Origin of the sequence: Streptomyces sp. NPDC005402, assembly GCF_040606575.1 — a bacterium.
In the GTDB taxonomy this organism is placed as follows: Bacteria; Actinomycetota; Actinomycetes; order Streptomycetales; family Streptomycetaceae; genus Streptomyces.
Genome location: NZ_JBEXFB010000049.1, coordinates 14,753 through 33,280 on the forward strand (window position 1 = coordinate 14,753; position 18,528 = coordinate 33,280).

Annotated in this window: 11 protein-coding genes and 7 pseudogenes; 9 read left to right on the forward strand and 9 right to left on the reverse strand. The window is 67.8% G+C overall.

Features of this window, described 5'->3' with window-relative positions; genetic code table 11:
- Positions 1 to 158 precede the first annotated feature (158 nt).
- Positions 159 to 689 (forward strand): hypothetical protein, encoded by a 531-nt coding sequence (locus ABZT02_RS44390; RefSeq protein ID WP_356028815.1) that lies wholly within the window; start codon positions 159 to 161, stop codon positions 687 to 689.
- Between the two features lie 140 nt (positions 690 to 829).
- Here ABZT02_RS44390 and ABZT02_RS44395 read toward each other — a convergent pair whose 3' ends face one another.
- Positions 830 to 1,693 (reverse strand): nuclease, encoded by an 864-nt coding sequence (locus ABZT02_RS44395; protein ID WP_356028817.1) that lies wholly within the window; start codon positions 1,691 to 1,693, stop codon positions 830 to 832.
- Between the two features lie 168 nt (positions 1,694 to 1,861).
- Between ABZT02_RS44395 and ABZT02_RS44400 the strand changes: the two genes are divergently transcribed.
- On the forward strand, positions 1,862 to 3,124 hold the full coding sequence (locus tag ABZT02_RS44400) for a hypothetical protein (protein WP_356028820.1): 1,263 nt from the start codon (positions 1,862 to 1,864) through the stop codon (positions 3,122 to 3,124).
- A gap of 35 nt (positions 3,125 to 3,159) precedes the next feature.
- Here ABZT02_RS44400 and ABZT02_RS44405 read toward each other — a convergent pair.
- From ABZT02_RS44405 to ABZT02_RS44430, 6 genes and pseudogenes are all read right to left on the reverse strand, one after another.
- A pseudogene (locus ABZT02_RS44405) lies at positions 3,160 to 3,234 on the reverse strand (NUDIX domain-containing protein); the annotation flags it as partial.
- 132 nt (positions 3,235 to 3,366) lie between these two features.
- Positions 3,367 to 3,465: pseudogene (locus tag ABZT02_RS44410) on the reverse strand (IS5/IS1182 family transposase); the annotation flags it as partial.
- Positions 3,466 to 3,580: 115 nt separating this feature from the next.
- Positions 3,581 to 4,438: a peptidoglycan-binding protein gene (locus ABZT02_RS44415; RefSeq protein WP_356028822.1), complete on the reverse strand. Its 858-nt coding sequence runs from the start codon at positions 4,436 to 4,438 to the stop codon at positions 3,581 to 3,583.
- A 59-nt stretch (positions 4,439 to 4,497) separates the two neighbouring features.
- Complete coding sequence (locus ABZT02_RS44420; RefSeq protein WP_356028825.1) at positions 4,498 to 5,478, reverse strand: phage tail tip lysozyme; 981 nt, start codon at positions 5,476 to 5,478, stop codon at positions 4,498 to 4,500.
- A 344-nt stretch (positions 5,479 to 5,822) separates the two neighbouring features.
- Positions 5,823 to 6,420 (reverse strand): annotated as a pseudogene (locus tag ABZT02_RS44425) (transposase); the annotation flags it as partial.
- Between the two features lie 522 nt (positions 6,421 to 6,942).
- Positions 6,943 to 7,074: pseudogene (locus ABZT02_RS44430) on the reverse strand (IS256 family transposase); the annotation flags it as partial.
- Between the two features lie 289 nt (positions 7,075 to 7,363).
- On the opposite strand from ABZT02_RS44430, the gene ABZT02_RS44435 reads away from it, so the two are divergent.
- Positions 7,364 to 8,881, forward strand: a complete 1,518-nt coding sequence (locus tag ABZT02_RS44435) for a hypothetical protein (protein WP_356028827.1) — start codon at positions 7,364 to 7,366, stop codon at positions 8,879 to 8,881.
- A gap of 96 nt (positions 8,882 to 8,977) precedes the next feature.
- Here the strand turns inward: ABZT02_RS44435 and ABZT02_RS44440 are convergent.
- Positions 8,978 to 9,353: pseudogene (locus ABZT02_RS44440) on the reverse strand (deoxyxylulose-5-phosphate synthase).
- Between the two features lie 845 nt (positions 9,354 to 10,198).
- Positions 10,199 to 10,924, reverse strand: coding sequence for a DUF4232 domain-containing protein (locus ABZT02_RS44445; RefSeq protein ID WP_356028830.1), 726 nt, complete (start codon positions 10,922 to 10,924; stop codon positions 10,199 to 10,201).
- Positions 10,925 to 11,058: 134 nt separating this feature from the next.
- On the opposite strand from ABZT02_RS44445, the gene ABZT02_RS44450 reads away from it, so the two are divergent.
- The 6 genes and pseudogenes from ABZT02_RS44450 to ABZT02_RS44475 all read left to right on the forward strand — a co-directional run bounded on the left by ABZT02_RS44450 (position 11,059) and on the right by ABZT02_RS44475 (position 18,478).
- Positions 11,059 to 12,876 carry an alkaline phosphatase D family protein gene (locus tag ABZT02_RS44450; protein WP_356028832.1) on the forward strand — a complete coding sequence of 606 codons (1,818 nt, stop codon included), beginning with the start codon at positions 11,059 to 11,061 and terminating at the stop codon, positions 12,874 to 12,876.
- Positions 12,877 to 12,890: 14 nt separating this feature from the next.
- On the forward strand, positions 12,891 to 14,546 hold the full coding sequence (locus tag ABZT02_RS44455; RefSeq protein WP_356028835.1) for a VCBS repeat-containing protein: 1,656 nt from the start codon (positions 12,891 to 12,893) through the stop codon (positions 14,544 to 14,546).
- 258 nt (positions 14,547 to 14,804) lie between these two features.
- Positions 14,805 to 15,386: pseudogene (locus ABZT02_RS44460) on the forward strand (IS6 family transposase); the annotation flags it as partial.
- 193 nt (positions 15,387 to 15,579) lie between these two features.
- Positions 15,580 to 16,518, forward strand: a pseudogene (locus ABZT02_RS44465) (IS701 family transposase); the annotation flags it as partial.
- 242 nt (positions 16,519 to 16,760) lie between these two features.
- Complete coding sequence (locus ABZT02_RS44470) at positions 16,761 to 17,141, forward strand: CU044_2847 family protein (protein WP_356028837.1); 381 nt, start codon at positions 16,761 to 16,763, stop codon at positions 17,139 to 17,141.
- A 2-nt stretch (positions 17,142 to 17,143) separates the two neighbouring features.
- Positions 17,144 to 18,478: a trypsin-like peptidase domain-containing protein gene (locus ABZT02_RS44475; RefSeq protein ID WP_356028840.1), complete on the forward strand. Its 1,335-nt coding sequence runs from the start codon at positions 17,144 to 17,146 to the stop codon at positions 18,476 to 18,478.
- Positions 18,479 to 18,528: the final 50 nt, after the last annotated feature.

Genomic DNA, 18,528 nt, shown 5'->3' on the forward strand with positions numbered 1-18,528 from the left:
ACTCCGCGTTGTCCGTCAGCGAACTGATGGCATGTCACCCGGGTGCGAAAGCGGCGTGCAGCGCTACGAGTCCGGGGCTGCCGCGCCGGACTCGTAGCATGAGGCTGCTCACCCGGTGCGGAATCTCAAGAACCATTCGGAAGCCTGGAAGAGCAGTCATGACAGCGATAGACGACAAGTGGACCCAGGTGGCGTGGATCGGCGCGCCGGTGGACGCCGGGGGCGGTTCGGCGGAGATGCCCGAGCCCGACGGCCGCGGCCGATCCCGCGACTACCAGAACGGCTCGATCTTCTGGTCGCCCCAGACCGGGGCCCACGAGGTACACGGCAGTATTCGGGTCTGCTATGCGCGGCTCGGCGGGACGCGTGGATTCCTCGGCTACCCCGTGACCGACGAGACGGGCACCCCTGACGGCGTCGGCCGCTACAACCATTTCGAGGGCGGCTCCGTCTACTGGACGCCGGCGACGGACTCGCACGAAGCCCACGGTGCCATACGGGACCTGTGGGCGAGCATGGGCTGGGAACGCAGCTACCTCGGCTACCCGGTCTCCGACGAGAGCGGTTCACAGCAGTCCTCCCGCTACAGCCCCTTCCAGCACGGGCGTATCTCCTGGACGCCGCCAGGTGGAGCCGTAGCCGTGCAGAGTCAGTCCTACGGCGACGACAACGTGGGAGAAGCTGTGTGAGGAAGAGCCGCCTGAGGATGAGGAGAAGTTGTCTGAGGACATGACCGTCCAATCCAAGGCGATGACGCGGTGCGGCCGCCGCCCGAACCTCGATGACCGGGCCGGTCGGCGACCGTCGCGCTCCGTGCCGAGCGTCCGTATCAAGCTTCCTCGAACACCAGGTCCTCGGGCGCCTGAGTCATCCGTACGATCTGACCGTTGGTGACTTCGACCACGGTGTTCAGGCCGGTGCAGCGCTTGCCGGTGGACGCGATGGTGAAGCGGTCCTGCACTCCGGCGAGATAAGCCGGGAAGCAGGTCAGCGAGCCGTTGTCGAGCTGGAGGTAGTCGACGAGCCGACGGAACAGCTTGGGCAGGATCACGACGTCGTCGGTGAGTGAGGACAGGCCCGTGACCTTGGCTCCGGTCGTGGTGGTGTCGCTCGGCCACAGACCTTGCGCCGGCGCGGTCCGTGCCTGTCGCACGGCGGCGGTCAACTCGGCGCGCAGGCTGGGGAAGAGGCTTCGGTAGAACGTGGGGTAGACCAGGCCGGTGGCGATCAGGTGATGGTTCGCCGTCGTCCGGAGCAGGTCCGCGTCGACCTCGACATCGGTACCGCTGGCGCTCTCGGGGGTGCCCCGCCCGATCAGAGCGACACAACGGCCATGGATGTCGGCGCCGTTGGTCAGGATGAAGCCGGGCACCGTGTCGGGCGTCGCCGCCGTCACGGTCTCGTCCGGCCCCTGTTGGACGTTCGTGAACCCCAGCCACGTTTGGAGTTCGTCACGTGCGGCATGCGCGAAGAGGAGCGGCTGGTGCACACGGCTCGGCCCGTAGTGCGTCTCCAGCGCGTCGATCGCGTCCAGCCGGAGCGTGGCGCGCCCCAGCACATCGTGCTTGACGGCGCGGCCTCCACTGCCCACCAGGGCCCATTCTGTCGGGTCGTTCGGAGTGAAGTGGATGGTGTCGCCGTCCGGCTGTGTTCCCGTGATCTGGAACGATCCGTTGATGAGCAGCATCGGCATAGCGGCTCCCGAAGACTTGAACGGCTCGCGGGGAAAGGCGAGATGTCTGCTGCACCACGCTATTCCCCAGTCGGGCGCTGTGCAATCGCTGCCGGTATTCGCCTGTTGTCGCGCTCCTGTTGGCTTTCCGTCCTATGCTGAGAGGGGGAGCCATGGCTGGAGGTCGGGATGGCCAATGGGAAATCCTTCAACGGTTCACGAAGCCCGACAAGACTCCGAGGGAACGCAATCGCCTTCGCTTTCCTGTGGGTTACGTCGCTCTTGTTCGGACGCACGGCGAAGCCGGATGCGCCGAAGCAGGATCCTTCCTACGAGCAGACCAGACGAACGAACGTCGTCCAGCTCCCGAAGATCCCGAAAGGGCTGTCCAGAGTTCACAGGACGGCCTGGCGTGAACGGGCCGCCGCGCGCGTTCTCTACTTGGAGCAGCAAGCGGATCGCGAAAGATGCCGGGCGGTCGAGGACCAAGCCGAGCAGCGACAGCGAGAGAAGGCGCTGGAGGGGATCGCACGGCACCTGGAAGAGGCGGGCCACGCCATCTGCGCACCGCGCCGCCTCTTCTCCGGAGCCGCAGCCCTCGAAAGGACCTGGGCAAACCTGCGCGCGACCGACGTCATGTTGCTCGGGCTGTGCTCGCAAGAGGACCTGATCAGCCGGAGCACCGATGTGCTGGGCTATGTCGAGCAGCATCTTGGTCCGGGCAACCCGCTTCGGGTGAGGGCGGAGGCGGTCGCCGAGCGCGTGGAGGTGGCAGGGCCTCAGCCGGGGGACCGAGGGCTCCTCGTCCTGGCTCTGAGCGCCGCGTACGACGCGCTGGACGCCGAGGTCAGGAGAGTTCGCAGCCTCAGCGTCATTCTGCGGATCGCCACCTTCTTCGTGCTCCTCGGTGCGGCTGGGCTCGCGCTCTGGGGCTGGTACTGCCCCGGTTCGCTGAACCTGTGTTTCATTCCGAAGGGAGAGCCCAACGCCGCGTGCCCCTCCGGCGAGTTCCATTTGCACGACAATGATGTTCCGAGTCACTACGCTCAGCACACGGACGTGCTCGTCACCGAGGCGGGCGGGCTGGCCGGAGCGGCTCTCACGGTGATCGCGTCCTTGCGCCGGATTCAAGGGACGAGCACTCCCTACATGCTGCCGATGTCCGCAGCCCTGCTGAAATTTCCCACCGGGGCCCTGACCGCCTTCATAGGGGTGCTGCTCATCAGGGGGGCGTTCATCCCCGGCCTGAGCGACCTGGATTCGAGCGCACAGATCATGGCGTGGGCTGTCATCTTCGGCGCTGCGCAACACGTGGTGACGCGCCTCGTCGACGCCCGGGCCCGCGAAACGCTGTCCGACGTGGGGCGCGCGCCGACCGACCCTGAACCGGGCACCCCGGGGGCGCAACCGGTTCCCGCGCAGACAGGCAAAGGACGCACAGACGACGCGTGAAGCACGCGAGTGTGTCCTTCGGCCGCGTGGTCGGTTTCCTCCAGCAACTCGCGCGCAGCCGCTTCGTGAGGAGTCTCGCCGGGGTCGATCACTCCGCCCGGGAGTCCCCAAGCCTGCCGGACGGATCCGGTTGAACGCCATCAGGACTCTGTCGCTCGCCCACCATCGCGAGGGGTAGGGGCCCGTCCGCGGGCGATTCGTCCTACGCTCCCCGGACGAAGGAGACCAGGGCGTTGCCGCGGTCGTCGCACCAACGCCACCAGCCTGGCGAACTGCGACGCGGTCAGTCCGGAGAACGGCTCGATCAGTTTCGGATCATCGGCTGAGATCACTCCACCCAGATCCAGCCAACGCACCAACAGCCCCCCACCGGTTACGCGACACCGTCCCCCCGCTTGGGGGCCGGCATCGCTTCGCCCCGTTCCAGCCGGTCGTGGAGCCCGGCAGTGAGGGCGGTCAGACGTCGGGGACGCGCAGCCGGTCCCAACTGGTTTTGCCGGGGGTGCCGTTGGCGTCGTCGCCTTCGAAGCCGAGCTTCCGCTGCCAGGCGGCGAAGGACTTCACATCGCCCGAGCCCCATATGTCGGCGTTGGCACTGGATTGGTACCGGTTGCAGCCTTCGGCGACGAGCCGCTGGTGCATTGCGGCGATGATCGGCGATTTCTGTCCGGTGTGGAAGAACGACGCACCAGGGAACGGCTCGGTATCCGGCCCGGGGACGGGGTGTGAATTCACGAACTGCGGCCACGAGCCGGGATCGACATGGTCGTTCTCGGGGACGTGGGCGTGTGCGTACCAGCCGCCTTTGGTCTCCCAGACACTCTCGCTGCGATGCGAGGTGAAGTCGGTAGGACGGCCCATGGGCCAGGCGTCTGGCACGCCCCAGGACCGTATCCATGCGTTGAGTTTGTCCCAATCCTTGCACGGCGTATCGGTCAGCTTGGCGTACACCTTGCCGTCGAGGCGGCAGTGCGGGAAAAACAGCGCCTCAATCTGGATTACCACACTGCCAGCGCGGTTCGTGCGGGTACCGCCAGGCTTTTCGAAGACTGCCTTACTGCGGGAGTCGGCGGGAAAGAACTGGGTGAACGCGCCGGTGAAGGGATCCCACAGAATGTGCGGGGCCGCTCCCTTGCCGCCTCCGGTGAAAAAGCTCTTGAGGTTGGCGAACGGCAACAGATCGATGGGGTGCGCGGCGGTGGTTTCCTTGTCCGCAGTGATATGCGCAATTGCCTTTGCTGGAAACTGCACGTCACACGGGGCGTGATCGCCGATGTCCGCCTTGATGGCGCCTGGCATCCACTTATCAGCCATGGTCGTACTTCTTTCGTCTCCAGGTTTCAGATGATGACACGTAGCGTCATGCGCAACTCTTAGACGTTGGGGACGCGCAGCCGGTCCCAACTGGTTTTGCCGGGGGTGCCGTTGGCGTCGTCGCCTTCGAAGCCGAGCTTCCGCTGCCAGGCGGCGAAGGACTTCACATCGCCCGGGCCCCATATGTCGGCGTTGGCACTGGACTGGTACCGGTTGCAGCCCTCGGCGACGAGCCGCTGGTGCATTGCGGCGATGATCGGCGATCTCTGTCCGGTGTGGAAGAACGACGCACCAGGGAACGGCTCGAAGGTGACGGGGCCGCCAAATGACTGGTAGGCGGTCAGTGCCTTGTTCGATGGTGAGCGACGTTGCTTGAAGACCGTCTGCACGCGGGCGTCGGCGCGTGACAGCTTGCTGTGGCCGCTGAGAATGGCCCCCGGAATTTCGAAGTTGTAAACGACTTCGTCGCTTGCAGTCGCAACCGACACCGCCTGGCTGGAAAGAACCTGATGGACTCCGGGGTAGCTAGTACGCAATTCATTGTCAAGATAGTCCAGTTGGGCATCCATGTTGAACAGGACGTCCACCCCGAGGGCGGCTCCGTTGTAAACGTGCCTGAAAAGTCCCGACCGCCGAGAGGGAGAAGTCCACTGGGCGAGGCCGACGCCGGGTAGCTTGGGTCCCTGATGAGGTGATTTCCGATCCATGATTTGGGCGGCTGTGAAATTCGTGGTCACTCCGCCGAAGTTCCTCGCTCGCATCGGGGTGGACGGCGAGCTGCCCTCGATGCGATTCGGCAGGATAGCCGACTCTGCCCACAAGTTCCCGACGATCCCGGCGGCGCCTGCGGGCGGATAACCGTACCGGTCGACGAGTTGTCTCATGCAGTAGTGCATGCGGTCGTCGGTTGCGACCTTTGTCCAGTCGCCAGCCGACGGAACCATCGCGACCGCGGCGGGCGCGTGTCCCGGGCCGTGATCGGGATGGATGGCGTCGGCTGGAAGATGTCCTGCTTCGACGTTCGAAGATGTGCCGTTCATTTCAGGCTCCTCACGCGAAGTCCGCTTCGCCGTCGCGAGGGCGCACGGCGTCCACAACGGCCGGAGAAGCTGGGTAAGGGGAGGGCAGAGAGATACTTTTGTCGAGTTGTGAACTGGTGCCGCCAGTAGCGATCGTCCCGGCCCGGTTCGAAGCCCAACCCGAACCCATTCTACTGCGAAGCATCGCAGCCTGCTCTGCATCACATTAAGCGGCCATCAGGTGACGATCGAGTCAGGCAACGAACTCGTGGGTGCCGCCGCCGGAGTCGGTGCGAATCAGGGTCTGACGCCTCGCCGAGCCGTTTGCAGCTGGACCAGAGCCGGCTTCGTGGCCTCAATGTGTTTCTTTCATGGTCGCCCTCGCCGCAGGAGCGGCGTTTCCCCTTCTGCCGGGGCAGGCCGGGGAGCAGGTCGTGGACGGGAGGGTCGAGTGCCCAGCGGGCGACGATCGTGTCGTGCCTCGTCGTGGCCATGTACGGGGAAGACGTCCGCCTGCGCCAGCTCGAACCGCCAGACCTTGCTGAAGCCGTAGGCGGCATCCGCAGTTACCCAGCCGAACGGAATCCGGTCCGTCCGCGTTCACCCTTCGGACCATCGCCTCGGCCATGGCCACCTTGGTATCGAGGTCGACCTCTTCGCCGATGCCCGCCCGTCGGCGGCGCTTGTGGTTGTGCGTCCAGGATGTGGGCAGGTATAAGTGACGGTCGATCAGAGTGCGTCCGCGGCCAGTTGCATGGGGGAGGACCACGCTGATCTGGCAGTTCTCGGTGCGGCCCGCGGTTCCGAGTACTGCCGTTGTATCCCGGCCGACCGGACGCCCTCCTTCAGGAAGCCGGTGTCACCGACAATCAGCACGGCATCCCGGTCGCCGAGGTGTTCCACGACGGAGGCATGGGCCTCGTCCAGGACCTGGTCGGGGTCCGACTCGATCCGGTTCAGGATCCCTTGGCCGTCGGTGATGATGTGGTGCCTGTTGCCCGGGCGTGCGCGGTCTACCGGGCTGGGAGCCCTTTCGGACCCCGGCGTGGGGCCCGGACGTGTGAGGAGTCGATCACCGCCCACGACCAGTCCAGTTGGTTGTTCGACTGCACCTTGTTCAGCAGCTGGTGCAACTGGTCCCACACGCCGGCCTCGTTCCAGGCCGCAAGGCGCCGCCCGCACGTTCATACCCGAGCCGAGGCCCAGCTCTTGTGGCGACGAACAAAATGCCGCGCAGGGCCTGCCGGTCGGGCACTCGTGGCCGTCCCTCGACCTGCTTCGGCGGCAGCTTGGGCGGCAACCGTTCGATGAGCGACCACAGTTCGTCTGAGACGATCCGCGGCCGCGACTGACGCTTTCCCATGCCCACATCGACGAGCGATCAAGGGGCAGTCACGTGATCAACTCGCTTTTGTTGGAGCCAGGTAGTCAAGCTGGGGATTCGGCGGTTCTGTCAAACGAGCTGTGTAATTGGGGCTATTGGGGCTACTGACGTGCTGCGGACAGTAGGCCGTCGAAGGTGATGTCGAAGGCGTTGAGTGCGGTCTTCCAGCGCATGGTCCAGCGGGCCTGGCCCTTGCCGGTGGGGTCCAGGGACATGATCGCCATGTAGACGCAGGTCGCACACGTGGAGCGGCAACGCTGAAGAAGCTCACTGTCGCCCCGTAGAGCCCCGACGACGCCCTGCTGGCCAGCCAGTTCGGTAACCGACGACAGCAGACTCCGCACCGTCAGGCCGTGCCTGTCCGCGATCCGCCCCAGGAACGACAGCGTCATTGTGACTGATCGCTTGAGTTGGCGGGTTTTGCCAGGTACTGCGCTCAGGACGTGTCTGGGTGCCGGGATCGATTGGTTGAGGTTGAAAATTCGGGAGCCGTTCGGTGACGGGCCGGGCAGGATGCCTTCTGTGAATGATGTCCTGTGCGGGCTCGCTGTCAATGCGGCCCTGCCGTCCGTGCTGGTCGACCGGTTGATCGCGGTCGCGGATGCCGGGATTGCCGCGGACCTCGTTTGTCGGGCGGATCTCAGTCATGCGCAGGTGCTTGAGCTGGCCTCACGCGTTGAGGAGAGCGCTGTGTGGTTGGCGTACGCGGGGCGGCTGACTGTCGCCGACGTCGATCCCGTGGCACAGCCGCGCGTTGCGCTCGCTCTGCTCGACGAGCGTGCCGGCAGGTCGGAGTGGGCGCGTGTCCTCGCGGCGGATCCGGTCGTCGAGCGCCGGGAGAAGCTGGCCGCCTGCTCAGCTCTTCCGCCTGATGTGGTGGAGACGCTCGCGGCGGACTCGGATGTACGGGTCGTGGCGGAGCTCGCCTTGTGGACGACGCCGGAGGCAGCCGCCAGGCTTGCCGGGCATCCGCATGCCGAGGTCCGCCGGGCGGTGGCTGCCAACGAGGCGACGCCGCCGGCCGTACTGGCGGCGCTGCTCACCGGCGAGGGGCTGTCTCCGGCGCGGTGGTGCCTGGTCTGCGACCGCGAAGAGACCCCTTTCGTACACGTTCCGCAATGTCCGCGGCTCGGCTGCGATCTGCTGCCGGGCGCCTCCTGCGACGGCTCCCACGAGTCCACCGTGCACGACATGCAGCAGATGGCACTGCGAAACCCGGCCACACCCACCGAAGCCGTCGTCAGCTTCGTGGACCATCCTTCGCTGCTGCTGCGCTGGGCGCTCGCGGCCCGCCCCGACCTGCCGTCGCAGGTGTGCGGACAGCTCGCCACGGATCCCCACCCCGGCGTCCGAGCCGACCTCGCCGAGAATCCAGCGATCGACGACGCCCTGATCCGCGTACTGGCCAGCGACCGTGACCACGACGTGCGGCGCGGGCTCGCCCACAACCCCCACGTGCCGCTCGACGTGCTCACCCACTTGGCCGGGGCTGCCAAGATCGGCGCCACCCTGCTGCCGCGGATCGCCGCCGCCTCCCCAGACGAGGTCAAGGAGCTGGCCCAGTCGCCGAACCCGGCCGCGCGGATGCTCCTGGCCCAACGACGCGATCTGCCGCCCGCGATACGCGACGCGCTGGCCGCCGACCCCGACGCGAAAGTGGTCAAGTCCATCGCGCCGCACCCGGGCCTGTCCGAAGCGCAACTGCGCGCCATGCTTGACCGGCACGGAGTCCGGGTCCTCGCCAAGGTGGCAGTCAACCCGGACGCGACTCCGGCGCTGCTGGAGGACCTGGCCCGGCACGAACCATCGGTACAGAAAGCGCTCCGCGAGGTCGCCCGGCATCGTAATGCGACGGCTCCGGCGCTGCTCGCCTGCCTGGCTGACAAGCAGGCGAGGCCCATAGCCGCCCGCCATCCGGCCCTCCCGCCGCCGGTCATCCTAGAGCTGCTCACCGACACCGACTGGCAGGTGGTGCAAGCGGCGGCCGCCAATCCGTCGCTGCCTCTGGCCGTGATGTCGGATCTGCTTCCCCAGCTGTAAGTACCCTGCCCACCCCCGCAACGCTCAGCCACGCCAGCTCAAGCGCTGACCCGACCAACTGAAGCGTTCAGCCATAAGCAGGTGTGACTGGGTGTTTCAGTTGGCCAGTTCAGTGTTCGGTGCGCTGCCTGTGCTTCGAACCGTGTTCCGTCGGGCGAGCGTGTGCGCGATCGGCTCGCCGCTACGTTGCGCGTGCGTCATCCGTTCGCGTGTTTCACGCGGGGTCCGGGGGCGGTGTCCAGGCCCGCCGCGGCAGCTTTTGCGGAACTCCACGCCGGCGTTCAGCAGCACGGTGGGTGTGCGCCATGCCGCGGTGTCCCGTCGTGGCGTGGCGTGGCGTGGCGAATGCCGAACCGGCGTGGATCAGCGGCTGCGCACGATGGGGACAGGTCCGCTGTCGTGTTCTGTCGTAGGGCTGCTTGTAGGAGGCCCGGCAAGAGAGGCGGACGTAGGAGGTCTTCGCATGAGCCATGCGCTCAACCCTGGAGATTTTCCTGGGGGTCGACCGACGAATTTGAACGGATCCCGAGGCCGGGCAGGAGCCGGCACGCCCTCCGGACTCAACTGGCCGGCTGGAGCGTTCACTCGGCTGCTGAAGTGTTCAGTCTGAGCGGGCGGGTGGTGGGTCTGCGGGTGGTGGAAGTTGTGTAGTTGAGGTTGAGGGTGACGTCAGTGGGTCCCATGGTGCCCGTTGTCTTGGGCGTGGGTTTCTTTGGGTCCTTGGGCGGTGATCTGGCGTATTAGTTGGTGGCCGGCGCGTGTGTCGCTGGCGTGTGTGTCGTGGGTGTCGGACGGGGGTTGTGGGTAGGTGGCGGGGAGGGGTTTGTCGTCGGTGGTGCCAGCCGGGGCGGTGTAGCCGGTCCGGGCCCTGGTCTCTACGGTGATGCTGCCGGTGGTGGCCTGTTTCCGGGGGCGTTGATCCGTTCGGCGATGGCGCGGGGCGGGTGCTTGCGTCCGCTCTTGCGGTAGCGCTTGACCGACCGCGTTCAGGTGTTCGCGAGTGTGGACGGACAAGTCGGTGCCCTTGGGTGCCTCTGTGTCTGGCAAGGTGTCCGGTGCGGTGGCGTAGGCCCGTTTCGGCGGGTTTGAGAGGTGACTTGCGCGAAGAGTCGGCCGTCGGGGTTGGCGGCGGTGCTGGTCGCCGTGACGGCCTCGGCCTCTGGTACGCCGCCTCCGTCGTGCCTGCCGTGGTCCGGCCGCTGCCCGCTACGGGCTGTGTCAACCTGGCCGGTGCCGAGGGCGGAAGACCTCCGGGCGGGCTGCTGTCGGGGGCGGGCGGCGTGAGTCGGGGTTCCGCTCCCGGTGGGTGGGGCGGATTCACGTGGAGGGCGCGAACGCGGTCACCCGTACTCCGGTGTCGCAGATGCGTACCGCGTGCTTGTTGCCGCCGGAGGTGAAGGCGGGTGTCAGCGGCCGGGCCTCGCCGGGCGGGACGATGGTGACCCCGGTGATCTCGTCGCACTCGTCGAGAGAGGTGAAGGTGAGCGTCGCGGATGCGGAACCACCGGACGCGAGGCTGAACTTGTCCGCGTGGGCGGCCGACCCGTCCCAGTCCACGGGCAGTTCGGCCGGCCCCGATCCACCGATGAAGAGCAGGGAGGGGAAGCCGCTCACCGAACAGGAGCCGGGCCCCTTGTTGGTGATCATGAGGGAGGCGTGGCCCTTCCCGGTGCTGACCGCGGTGGCCTTCAGGTTCTTCGTACGGCAGTGATCGGCGGCCGGTGGGGGAAGGGAGTCGGCGCCGAGGAGTACCCCTCCGGTCCCGGAGGGGGAGGAGGTACCGCCGTCGCCGCTGTTCTTTCCGAGGGTCCCGCCGGTGCCGCCGCCCGATGTCCCACCGGACCGAGAGCCACCGGAACCGGGGTCTCCGACCTGGTTCTCGTCGGCCTGCGACCCGCTCTCGTCCGCTTTGTCCGCCGCGCTCGACGAGCCGGGACCGGAACCGGCGCCCGAGGTGTCCTCGGCGTCAGAGGACGAGGAGGAACACCCGGCCGCCCCGGCGAGCAGCAGGACCGTGACGATGGAGATCAGTGGTCGGCGCATGGCTCCTGCCGGTTGCTCGAACGAATTGACGGACTCGGTCCCGTATCTGTGAGGGTATTGCATAGACTCCACGCCGATCACATTCATCGTTGACCGGCGCTGCGGAGCACCGCCTGGGGGGGAAGGTCGGCCGCGTGCGCGGGAGCGACAACAGCAATGACAACAGAATCGACGCCAAGGCCATACGGCGCAGGCGGTTCCTGGGGGCGGGAGCGGTCACGCTGGGGGGCGCCGGGGTCGCGGGCGTGACCCAGCTGGCGGGGGGCGGTGCCGTCGCCTCGGTGGGCGGCTCGACCGCCACGGCGGGTGCCGGTACGTCGGTGAGCGGCTCGGTCTTCAAGCTGGGTGTGGCGTCCGGGGATCCGCTGCCCACCGCGGTCGTGATCTGGACCCGGGTGGTGCCCGCGAACCCGGGCAGCTCGGGCATCCTGGCGCCCACGGTCGCGGTGAGCTGGGAGCTCGCCGCGGACAGCGGTTTCACCAGGATCCTCAGGAGCGGCACGGTCAACGCGACCAGCACGCTCGGTTACAGCGTCCACGTGGACGTGACGGGTCTGAGCGCGGCCACCGACTACTGGTACCGGTTCAAGGCGCTGGGCCGCACCTCCCGTACCGGCCGCACCCGCACCGCGCCGGCCGCCGGCAGCAGCCCGGACCGCGTGCGTATCGCTTTGGCGTCGTGCCAGAACTGGGCGCACGGCTACTTCACCGTGTACCAGGACATGCGGGCCCAGGACCCGGACCTGGTGCTGTTCGTCGGCGACTACATCTACGAGAGTTCCGCGTACTCCTACCGGGTGCGCCGGCATGAGGGTTCGAGCGCGCCGGTGACGCTCGCCCAGTACCGGGCCCGGCACGAGCAGTACAACACCGATCCGGATCTCCAGGCGATGCGGGCCTCCACTCCGTTCGTGGTCGTCTTCGACGACCACGAGGTGGAGCAGGACTGGGCGGGCGACAAGGCGAACGATCCGGTGGCCTGGCCGCCGGCCAAGTTCCTGGCCCGGCGGGCGGCCGCCTTCCAGGCCTATTACGAGCACATGCCGATCCGCCTCAAGCAGAAGCCCAGCGGCCCCGACGTCCAGATGTACCGTTCGCTCGACTTCGGCACCCTGGCCCGGCTGCACGTCCTGGACACCCGCCAGTACCGGGACGACCAGGCGAGCACGCAGGAGGTCGCCAAGGAGGCCGGCCGGGTCATCGTGGGCACCGCCCAGCGCGACTGGCTGGTGAACAGCATGCGCACCGCGGGCCGGAAGTGGAACCTGATCGCCTCCCCGGTGATGATGGCCGAGACCGACCTGCTGGCCGGTGTCGGCAAGCTGTGGGAGTACGACGCGTGGGACGGCTACCAGGCCGAACGCAACGCCCTGCTGGCCGACTTCCAGGACCTGCGCAATCCGGTGGTGCTCACCGGGGACCGGCACCGCACCATCGTCAGCGACCTCAAGCTGGACTTCGCCGATCCGGACTCGGCGGTCGTCGGCGCGGAGTTCGTCGGCACCTCCCTCTCCAGCAACGGCGACGAGGACCTGGAGGCCTTCGCCGCCGAGTGGGCGCCCAAGCTGGCGGACAACCCGCACTGGAAGATGATCGACGCCCGGCGCGGCTACCTGCTCTTCGACATCTCCGCGGACGGTATCGAGGCCACGCTGCGGACCATCTCCACGGTCGTGACGAAGAACGGCACGACGAGCACGGCCGCGGTCTTCCGGGTGAGCGACGGGGTGCCGGGCGTGCGGCGCGACGGCGCCGGGACCGAGGCGTCGCCGGCCTCGCCCGGTGAGAGCGCGAAGGAGTCGGCGAGCCCGTCCGCGGACCCAGCGAACTCGCCGTCCCCGACGGACACGACCACCCCCACGGACCCGGCCACGCCCACGGACTCCACCTCGCCGTCGCCCACCGGGTCCGTGACGGACGTGCCCGCCACCGACGCAACCCCGACCCTCTGATTGCGGGAGCAACCGTGTTCACCACCCGATCCCGGCAGACCGAGGGCGGCCGCAGACACCGGCGCCCGCTCGCCGTGAAGGTGTCCGCGCTGGCCGGTACGGCCGCGGTGCTCGTCGCGGGCGCCCTCACCGTGCTGCCCGGCGACGCGGACGCGACCGCGCCGGCCCGCGCCGACTTCGACGGCGACGGCACCTCCGACCTGGTGTACCGCAATGTCGCGGGCCAGCTGTACGTCAACATCGGCTCCTCGGAGACGATGGCCCTGGACGCGGACGTCGCCAAGGTCAAGGACGTCCTCACCCCGGGCGACCTCGACGGCGACGGCGTCCAGGACGTGCTGACCCTCAGCTCCAGTGGGGTGCTCTCCTTCCACCCCGGCATCTACGCGCGCGTGCCGGGCGGGCTGGGTTCACGCCGTACGGCCGCCACCGGCTGGCAGGCGTACAACAAGATCGCCGCACCGGGCGACATGAACGCCGACGGCAAGCCCGACCTGCTGGCCCGCACCCCCACCGGCACCCTCTACTACTACCCGGGCAAGGGCGACGGCTCCTTCGGCAGCCGCGTCAGGATCGGCACGGGCTGGCAGCAGTACGACGAGCTGATCGGCGCCGGGGACCTCAACGGCGACGGCGTCGGCGACCTGCTGGCCCGGACCTTCTCCGGGACCCTCTACCGCTACACCGGCAAGAAGGGCGGGACCTTCAACGCGAAGGCCAAGGACTCCCGGACCGAGTGGGGCTCGTACAACCAGATCATCGGCGGCGGCGACTGGGACGGCAACGGCAAGACCGACCTGCTGGCCAGGGACTTCTCCGGCAACCTGTGGCTCTACCCGGGCAACGGCAGCGGCACCTTCGCCACCCGTCAGGCCCGCAGCAAGGGCTGGGGCAAGGCCACCCAGTTCGCGGGCGCGGGCAACAACCCGCACTTCGGCAAGTACGGCATCATGGCCCGCACCTCGGCCGGCAGCGTCTACAGCTACGCGGTCACCGGCACCGGCACCCTGACCGACAAGCTCCTCGTCGGCGGCGCCTGGCCCTCCTCCGGCACCCGCCTCGCCTACGCCGCCTCGTTGCGTGACAGCGGCCTCGCGGACCTGGTCGTCCACTCCGTCAGCAGCGGCAAGCTGACCAACCCGGCGTTCTACGCCCTCGCCGACCCGCTGATCGCCGCCGGTTCCACCACGTACAACCGCATCGTCGGCCCCGGCGACATCACCGGCGACGGCAAGGGTGACCTGCTGGCCGTCACCGGCACCGGCACGCTCTACCTCTACGCGGGCACCGGCAGCGGTATGTCGGTGGCCGGGCGGGTCCAGCTGGGCACCGGCTGGCAGCAGTACAACGCCGTGGTCGGGCCGGGTGACCTCACCGGCGACGGCCGTCCCGACCTGCTGGCCCGCGACACCTCCGGCACTCTGTGGCGGTACGCGGGCACCGGCTCGGCGTCCAAGCCGTTCGGCCCCCGCGTGAAGGTCGGCACCGGCTGGCAGCAGTACAAGAAGCTGTTCTCGCCCGGCGACGCCAACGGCGACGGCAAGGCCGACCTCATGGTCACGACCTCCGCCGGCGCCCTGTACTTCTACGCCGGCACCGGCACGGGCGGCTTCAAGGGCCGTGTGTCCAAGGCCACCAGCGGCTGGAGCAGCTGGGCGGACCTGCTCTGAGCTTGTCCTACGGTTCTAGCGCGGGCTCACGCCGGTCATTCGTAGGATCGGTGAAGCCCGGAAACTCCGGGTATGGCAGTCAGCTTGTCGCCGTCTGATGGCTGAAAGGCTTGGCCGCTCGGAGTCCGTGACGGTCACAACCGCTCATTGTGATAAGCGACTTGATCGCTGTGTAGGACAACGCCGGTGAGGGCGCTGACACGTTGGTTGACCGGGGGGGGATGATCTTCTGGTTGATCGTGCCGGAGGGGGCTGTTCGTGGGGGCCGGGTCGCTGTCGTGCAAGGGACACCGGTACCCGGTCGAGGTGATCTCCCACTGCGTGTGGTTGTACTTCCGGTTCCCGCTCAGCTTGCGTGAGGTCGAGGAGCTGATGTTCGAGCGCGGGATCATCGTCTCGTACGAGACCATCCGCCGCTGGTGCGCCAAGTTCGGCCAGGCGTACGCGAACGGACTACGCCGTCGTCGGCCCCCGACCGGCGACAAGTGGCACCTTGACGAGGTCTTCATCAAGATCAACGGTGAGCTGAAGTACGTGTGGCGGGCCGTCGACCAGGACGGCAACGTACTCGACATCCTCGTACAGAAGCGGCGGGACGAGGCCGCGGCCGGGCGCTTCTTCCGCCGCCTGATGAAGAAGACGCGCACGGTGCCGCGGGTGATCGTCACGGACAAGCTCCGCTCCTACGGCGCGGCCCACCGCGAGGTCATGCCTTCCGTCGAGCACCGCTCGCACAAGGGCCTGAACAACCGGGCGGAGAACAGCCACCAGCCCACCAGGCAGCGCGAACGGGCGATGAAAGGCTTCCGCTCCGTGGGCGGAGCACAGCGGTTCCTGTCCGCGGTCAGCGGCATCTCGCACCACTTCCCGGCCCCGCCGCCATCTGATGCCCGCACACGACTACCGAGCCGAGATGACCGTCCGCTTCGCGATCTGGGACCACATCACCGGCGCTGCCGACCGGCCCACCACGGCCTGACCACAGGCCCGGCTCCCAAGCCCACCCTGCCCCGACGCGCCGTCAGGCAGTCACACACCCAACAACGTGACAACGCCCACCGGCACCGCGGGCAAGGTCACCAACTGCCAGGTCGGCGTCTCCGTGCACCTGGCCACCGATCACGCCTCGGCCGCGATCGACTGGCGACTGTTCCTGCCGGCCTCCTGGGATCCGGCCTCCCCGCAGGCGGACCCGGCCAAGGTCACCCGCCGTACCCGCTGCGGCATCCCCGACCAGGTCGGGCACGTGGAGAAGTGGCAGCTCGCTTTGGACATGATCGACGAGACCCTCTCGTGGGGCATCGACATCCCGCTGGTGGTCGCGGACGCCGGCTACGGCGATGCCGCCGCCTTCCGTCTCGGTCTGGAGGAACGGGACCTGCCTTATGCGGTCGGTGTCTCCGGCCGTCACACCGCGCATCCGGCCGATGCCCGGCCCGTCCGACCGGTCTATGCGGGCACCGGGCGCCCGCCGAAGACGCAGTACCCCGAGCCTGCGCGGACCGTGAAGGACCTGGTCATCGCGGCCGGCCGGACGGCGGCCCGGCCGGTGTCCTGGCGGGAAGGATCCCGGCCGGGCAAGGGCCGCAGTGGCGTCAAGCGCATGTACTCGCGGTTCGTCGCCCTGCGCATCCGCCCGGCCGGACGCGGTGTCCGCAAGGCCGTCGACGATCCGGAGCTGCCCGAGCGGTGGCTGCTGGCCGAATGGCCGGCCACCGAGCCGGAACCGGTGCAGTTCTGGCTGTCGAACCTGCCCTCCGGCATGCCGCTGGCCACCCTGGTGCGGCTGGCCAAGCTCCGCTGGCGCATCGAACACGACTACCGCGAGATGAAGCAGGCCTTGGGCCTGGCCCACTTCGAGGGCCGCACCTGGGCCGGCTGGCACCACCACGTCACCCTCGTCTCCGTCGCCCACGCCTTTTGCACCCTGCAACGACTGGCCCGTCACCCAAAAGACACGGCGCAGGCCTGAGCCTCTACCAAGTTGTCGGCGAGCTCCAGACACTCCTCGCCCCCCGGGCCGGCGCCTGCCCCACCTGCCACCGCGACATACCCACACCCATACGAACCTGACCAAGCCCTACTAGCACCAGGCACCCAACCCGGAACCCCCGCGCCTCGTTTGACGAATGACACAGATGCACTCTCGAGCCGGGTCTCGAAGTTGATCGGTTTGGGGGGTCAGAGGAGGCTGGAACTGGCATAGTTAGGCCCATGGGGGAATACTTTGAGTTCACCTTCGATGACGGTCAGACGGTTTTGCTGGAGGTCTTTCCCAGTCCGCTGGCCAACTCAGTCGCGGGCGGCGCGTCGCCTGGTTCCGCGCCACTCGTGCCCGTCGCGAGTGGGGGGAATGGAAGGGTGGGGCGGGCCGCTCGCGGCGCACTGCGGGAGGTTTTGAAGCCCTTGGTTCCGGTGCTGCAGTCGGTGCACGAGACAGTGTCTGCCATGGACCGGCGGCCTCAGCAGCTGACCGTCGACCTGGGCGTCAAGGTCGGCAACGACCTGACGCTCGGGATCGTCGCGAACAAGGGCGAAGCAAGTCTCACGGTGTCCGCGACGTGGAATCTCGAAGCGTCGGTGCCGACGGAGTAGTCGTGCGCTGGCAGGCCGACGACGACCCGGACGCCCGTATCCGCAAAGCATGGGTCACCTTGCACACCCGTGGTGCGATCGGCGAGGGACTGGGTGCGGGTGTGGTCGTCGCGGACGGGTTCCTGCTGACCTGTGCCCATGTGATCAATGCTGCTCTCGGGCGGCCCAAGCTGGCCGCCGCCGAGCCGACCTCGCGGGACATGCTTGAGGTCGCCGTTTCCTTTCCGGGCCTGGGCAGTGAGCGCCACGCTGTAGAGCTGGCCGGCTGGCTGGCGCCGCGGCTGGACGGCGAACAGTGGTGGGACGGCGATCTCGCCCTCTTGAAGTTCAGCATGGGGGCATCGGACATCACTCCAGTGCCGGTGCGGGAGACGTCCGGCCGCCGGTTATCGACCTGGTACGCCCACGGAGCCCCACGCTCGCTCGTGGACGTCTACATCCAGGCCAGCATGGGGCCTTGGTACATATTGGATCCTGGGTACGCCCCGCTGAAGATTCTGCCTGGCCACAGCGGCGCACCGTTGTGGGATCGTGAACGCGGCTGCGTAACAGGCCTGGTGGTGTCCACTGAACCCGACAACCTCCGCTCGTACGCCATCAGGGCTTCCGAGATGATGAAGCTGCTCGCCACTGCCGGCGCGTTCCCCACCCTGGCCGCTGAGATGTCCGACCCTCGGATGCGAGTCCGACGCGGCGAGCTGATCACCGCCCTCGATGTGCTCTCCGAGCGGAAGCTTCAGCGATGCGCCGAACGGCTTGGCCGCGTCCTCAACCTTCCTTGGTTTCCGCCCACTTGTGCGGACCTCGTCGACGCTGCCATGTATCACACGCGTGGCATGCCAACTTTGCTCAGTACGCTCACGGCACACGGGGCGGTGGCACAACAGGTCAGGGACGTCGCGGCGAGGCTGGGGCCCGTGCACATCCTCACGCCGGACGAATACGAAGATCTTATCGGGTTACTGGGTCCGGCCGCGCATTTGGAGGTGCGGGCGGCAGCCCGCAGAGCCGTCCCCCACTTCACGCTGCCTGTAGCCAACGTCCCCCTTGGAACGCTGATCGAGGACCTGGAGGACCGCAGAAGCGAACCTGGTGTTGTGCCGCCCGTGATCCAGGTAATTGAGGAAGTCGCCGCAGCGCGGCAGGAGAACGGCGACGCCTTGCGGGAATGGTCGCAACGCACGTCCGACCGCCTGGGCGTCAGCCCTGAGGCTATGCAGCAGTGCCGCTGGTCCGCCAAGTCCCGTGCAACTGCCCGAACTTCGCAGCCGGTGCTGCGAGTGTGGCTGTGGGTGTCAACGGCCACTGAGATACCCAGGCGGGTGGCCGTTGGTTGACCAGGCTGGTGGCCATCAGAAACCCAGGTGTGTGGCCGGTGGTGTTCCTG

Coding starts and splice junctions, on each gene's coding strand:
- ABZT02_RS44400 (WP_356028820.1), top strand. CDS start 1,862: ATGGCCAATGGGAAATCCTTCAACGGTTCACGAAGCCCGACAAGACTC.
- ABZT02_RS44395 (WP_356028817.1), bottom strand. CDS start 1,693: ATGCCGATGCTGCTCATCAACGGATCGTTCCAGATCACGGGAACACAG.
- ABZT02_RS44445 (WP_356028830.1), bottom strand. CDS start 10,924: ATGCGCCGACCACTGATCTCCATCGTCACGGTCCTGCTGCTCGCCGGG.
- ABZT02_RS44420 (WP_356028825.1), bottom strand. CDS start 5,478: ATGAACGGCACATCTTCGAACGTCGAAGCAGGACATCTTCCAGCCGAC.
- ABZT02_RS44470 (WP_356028837.1), top strand. CDS start 16,761: ATGGGGGAATACTTTGAGTTCACCTTCGATGACGGTCAGACGGTTTTG.
- ABZT02_RS44390 (WP_356028815.1), top strand. CDS start 159: ATGACAGCGATAGACGACAAGTGGACCCAGGTGGCGTGGATCGGCGCG.
- ABZT02_RS44415 (WP_356028822.1), bottom strand. CDS start 4,438: ATGGCTGATAAGTGGATGCCAGGCGCCATCAAGGCGGACATCGGCGAT.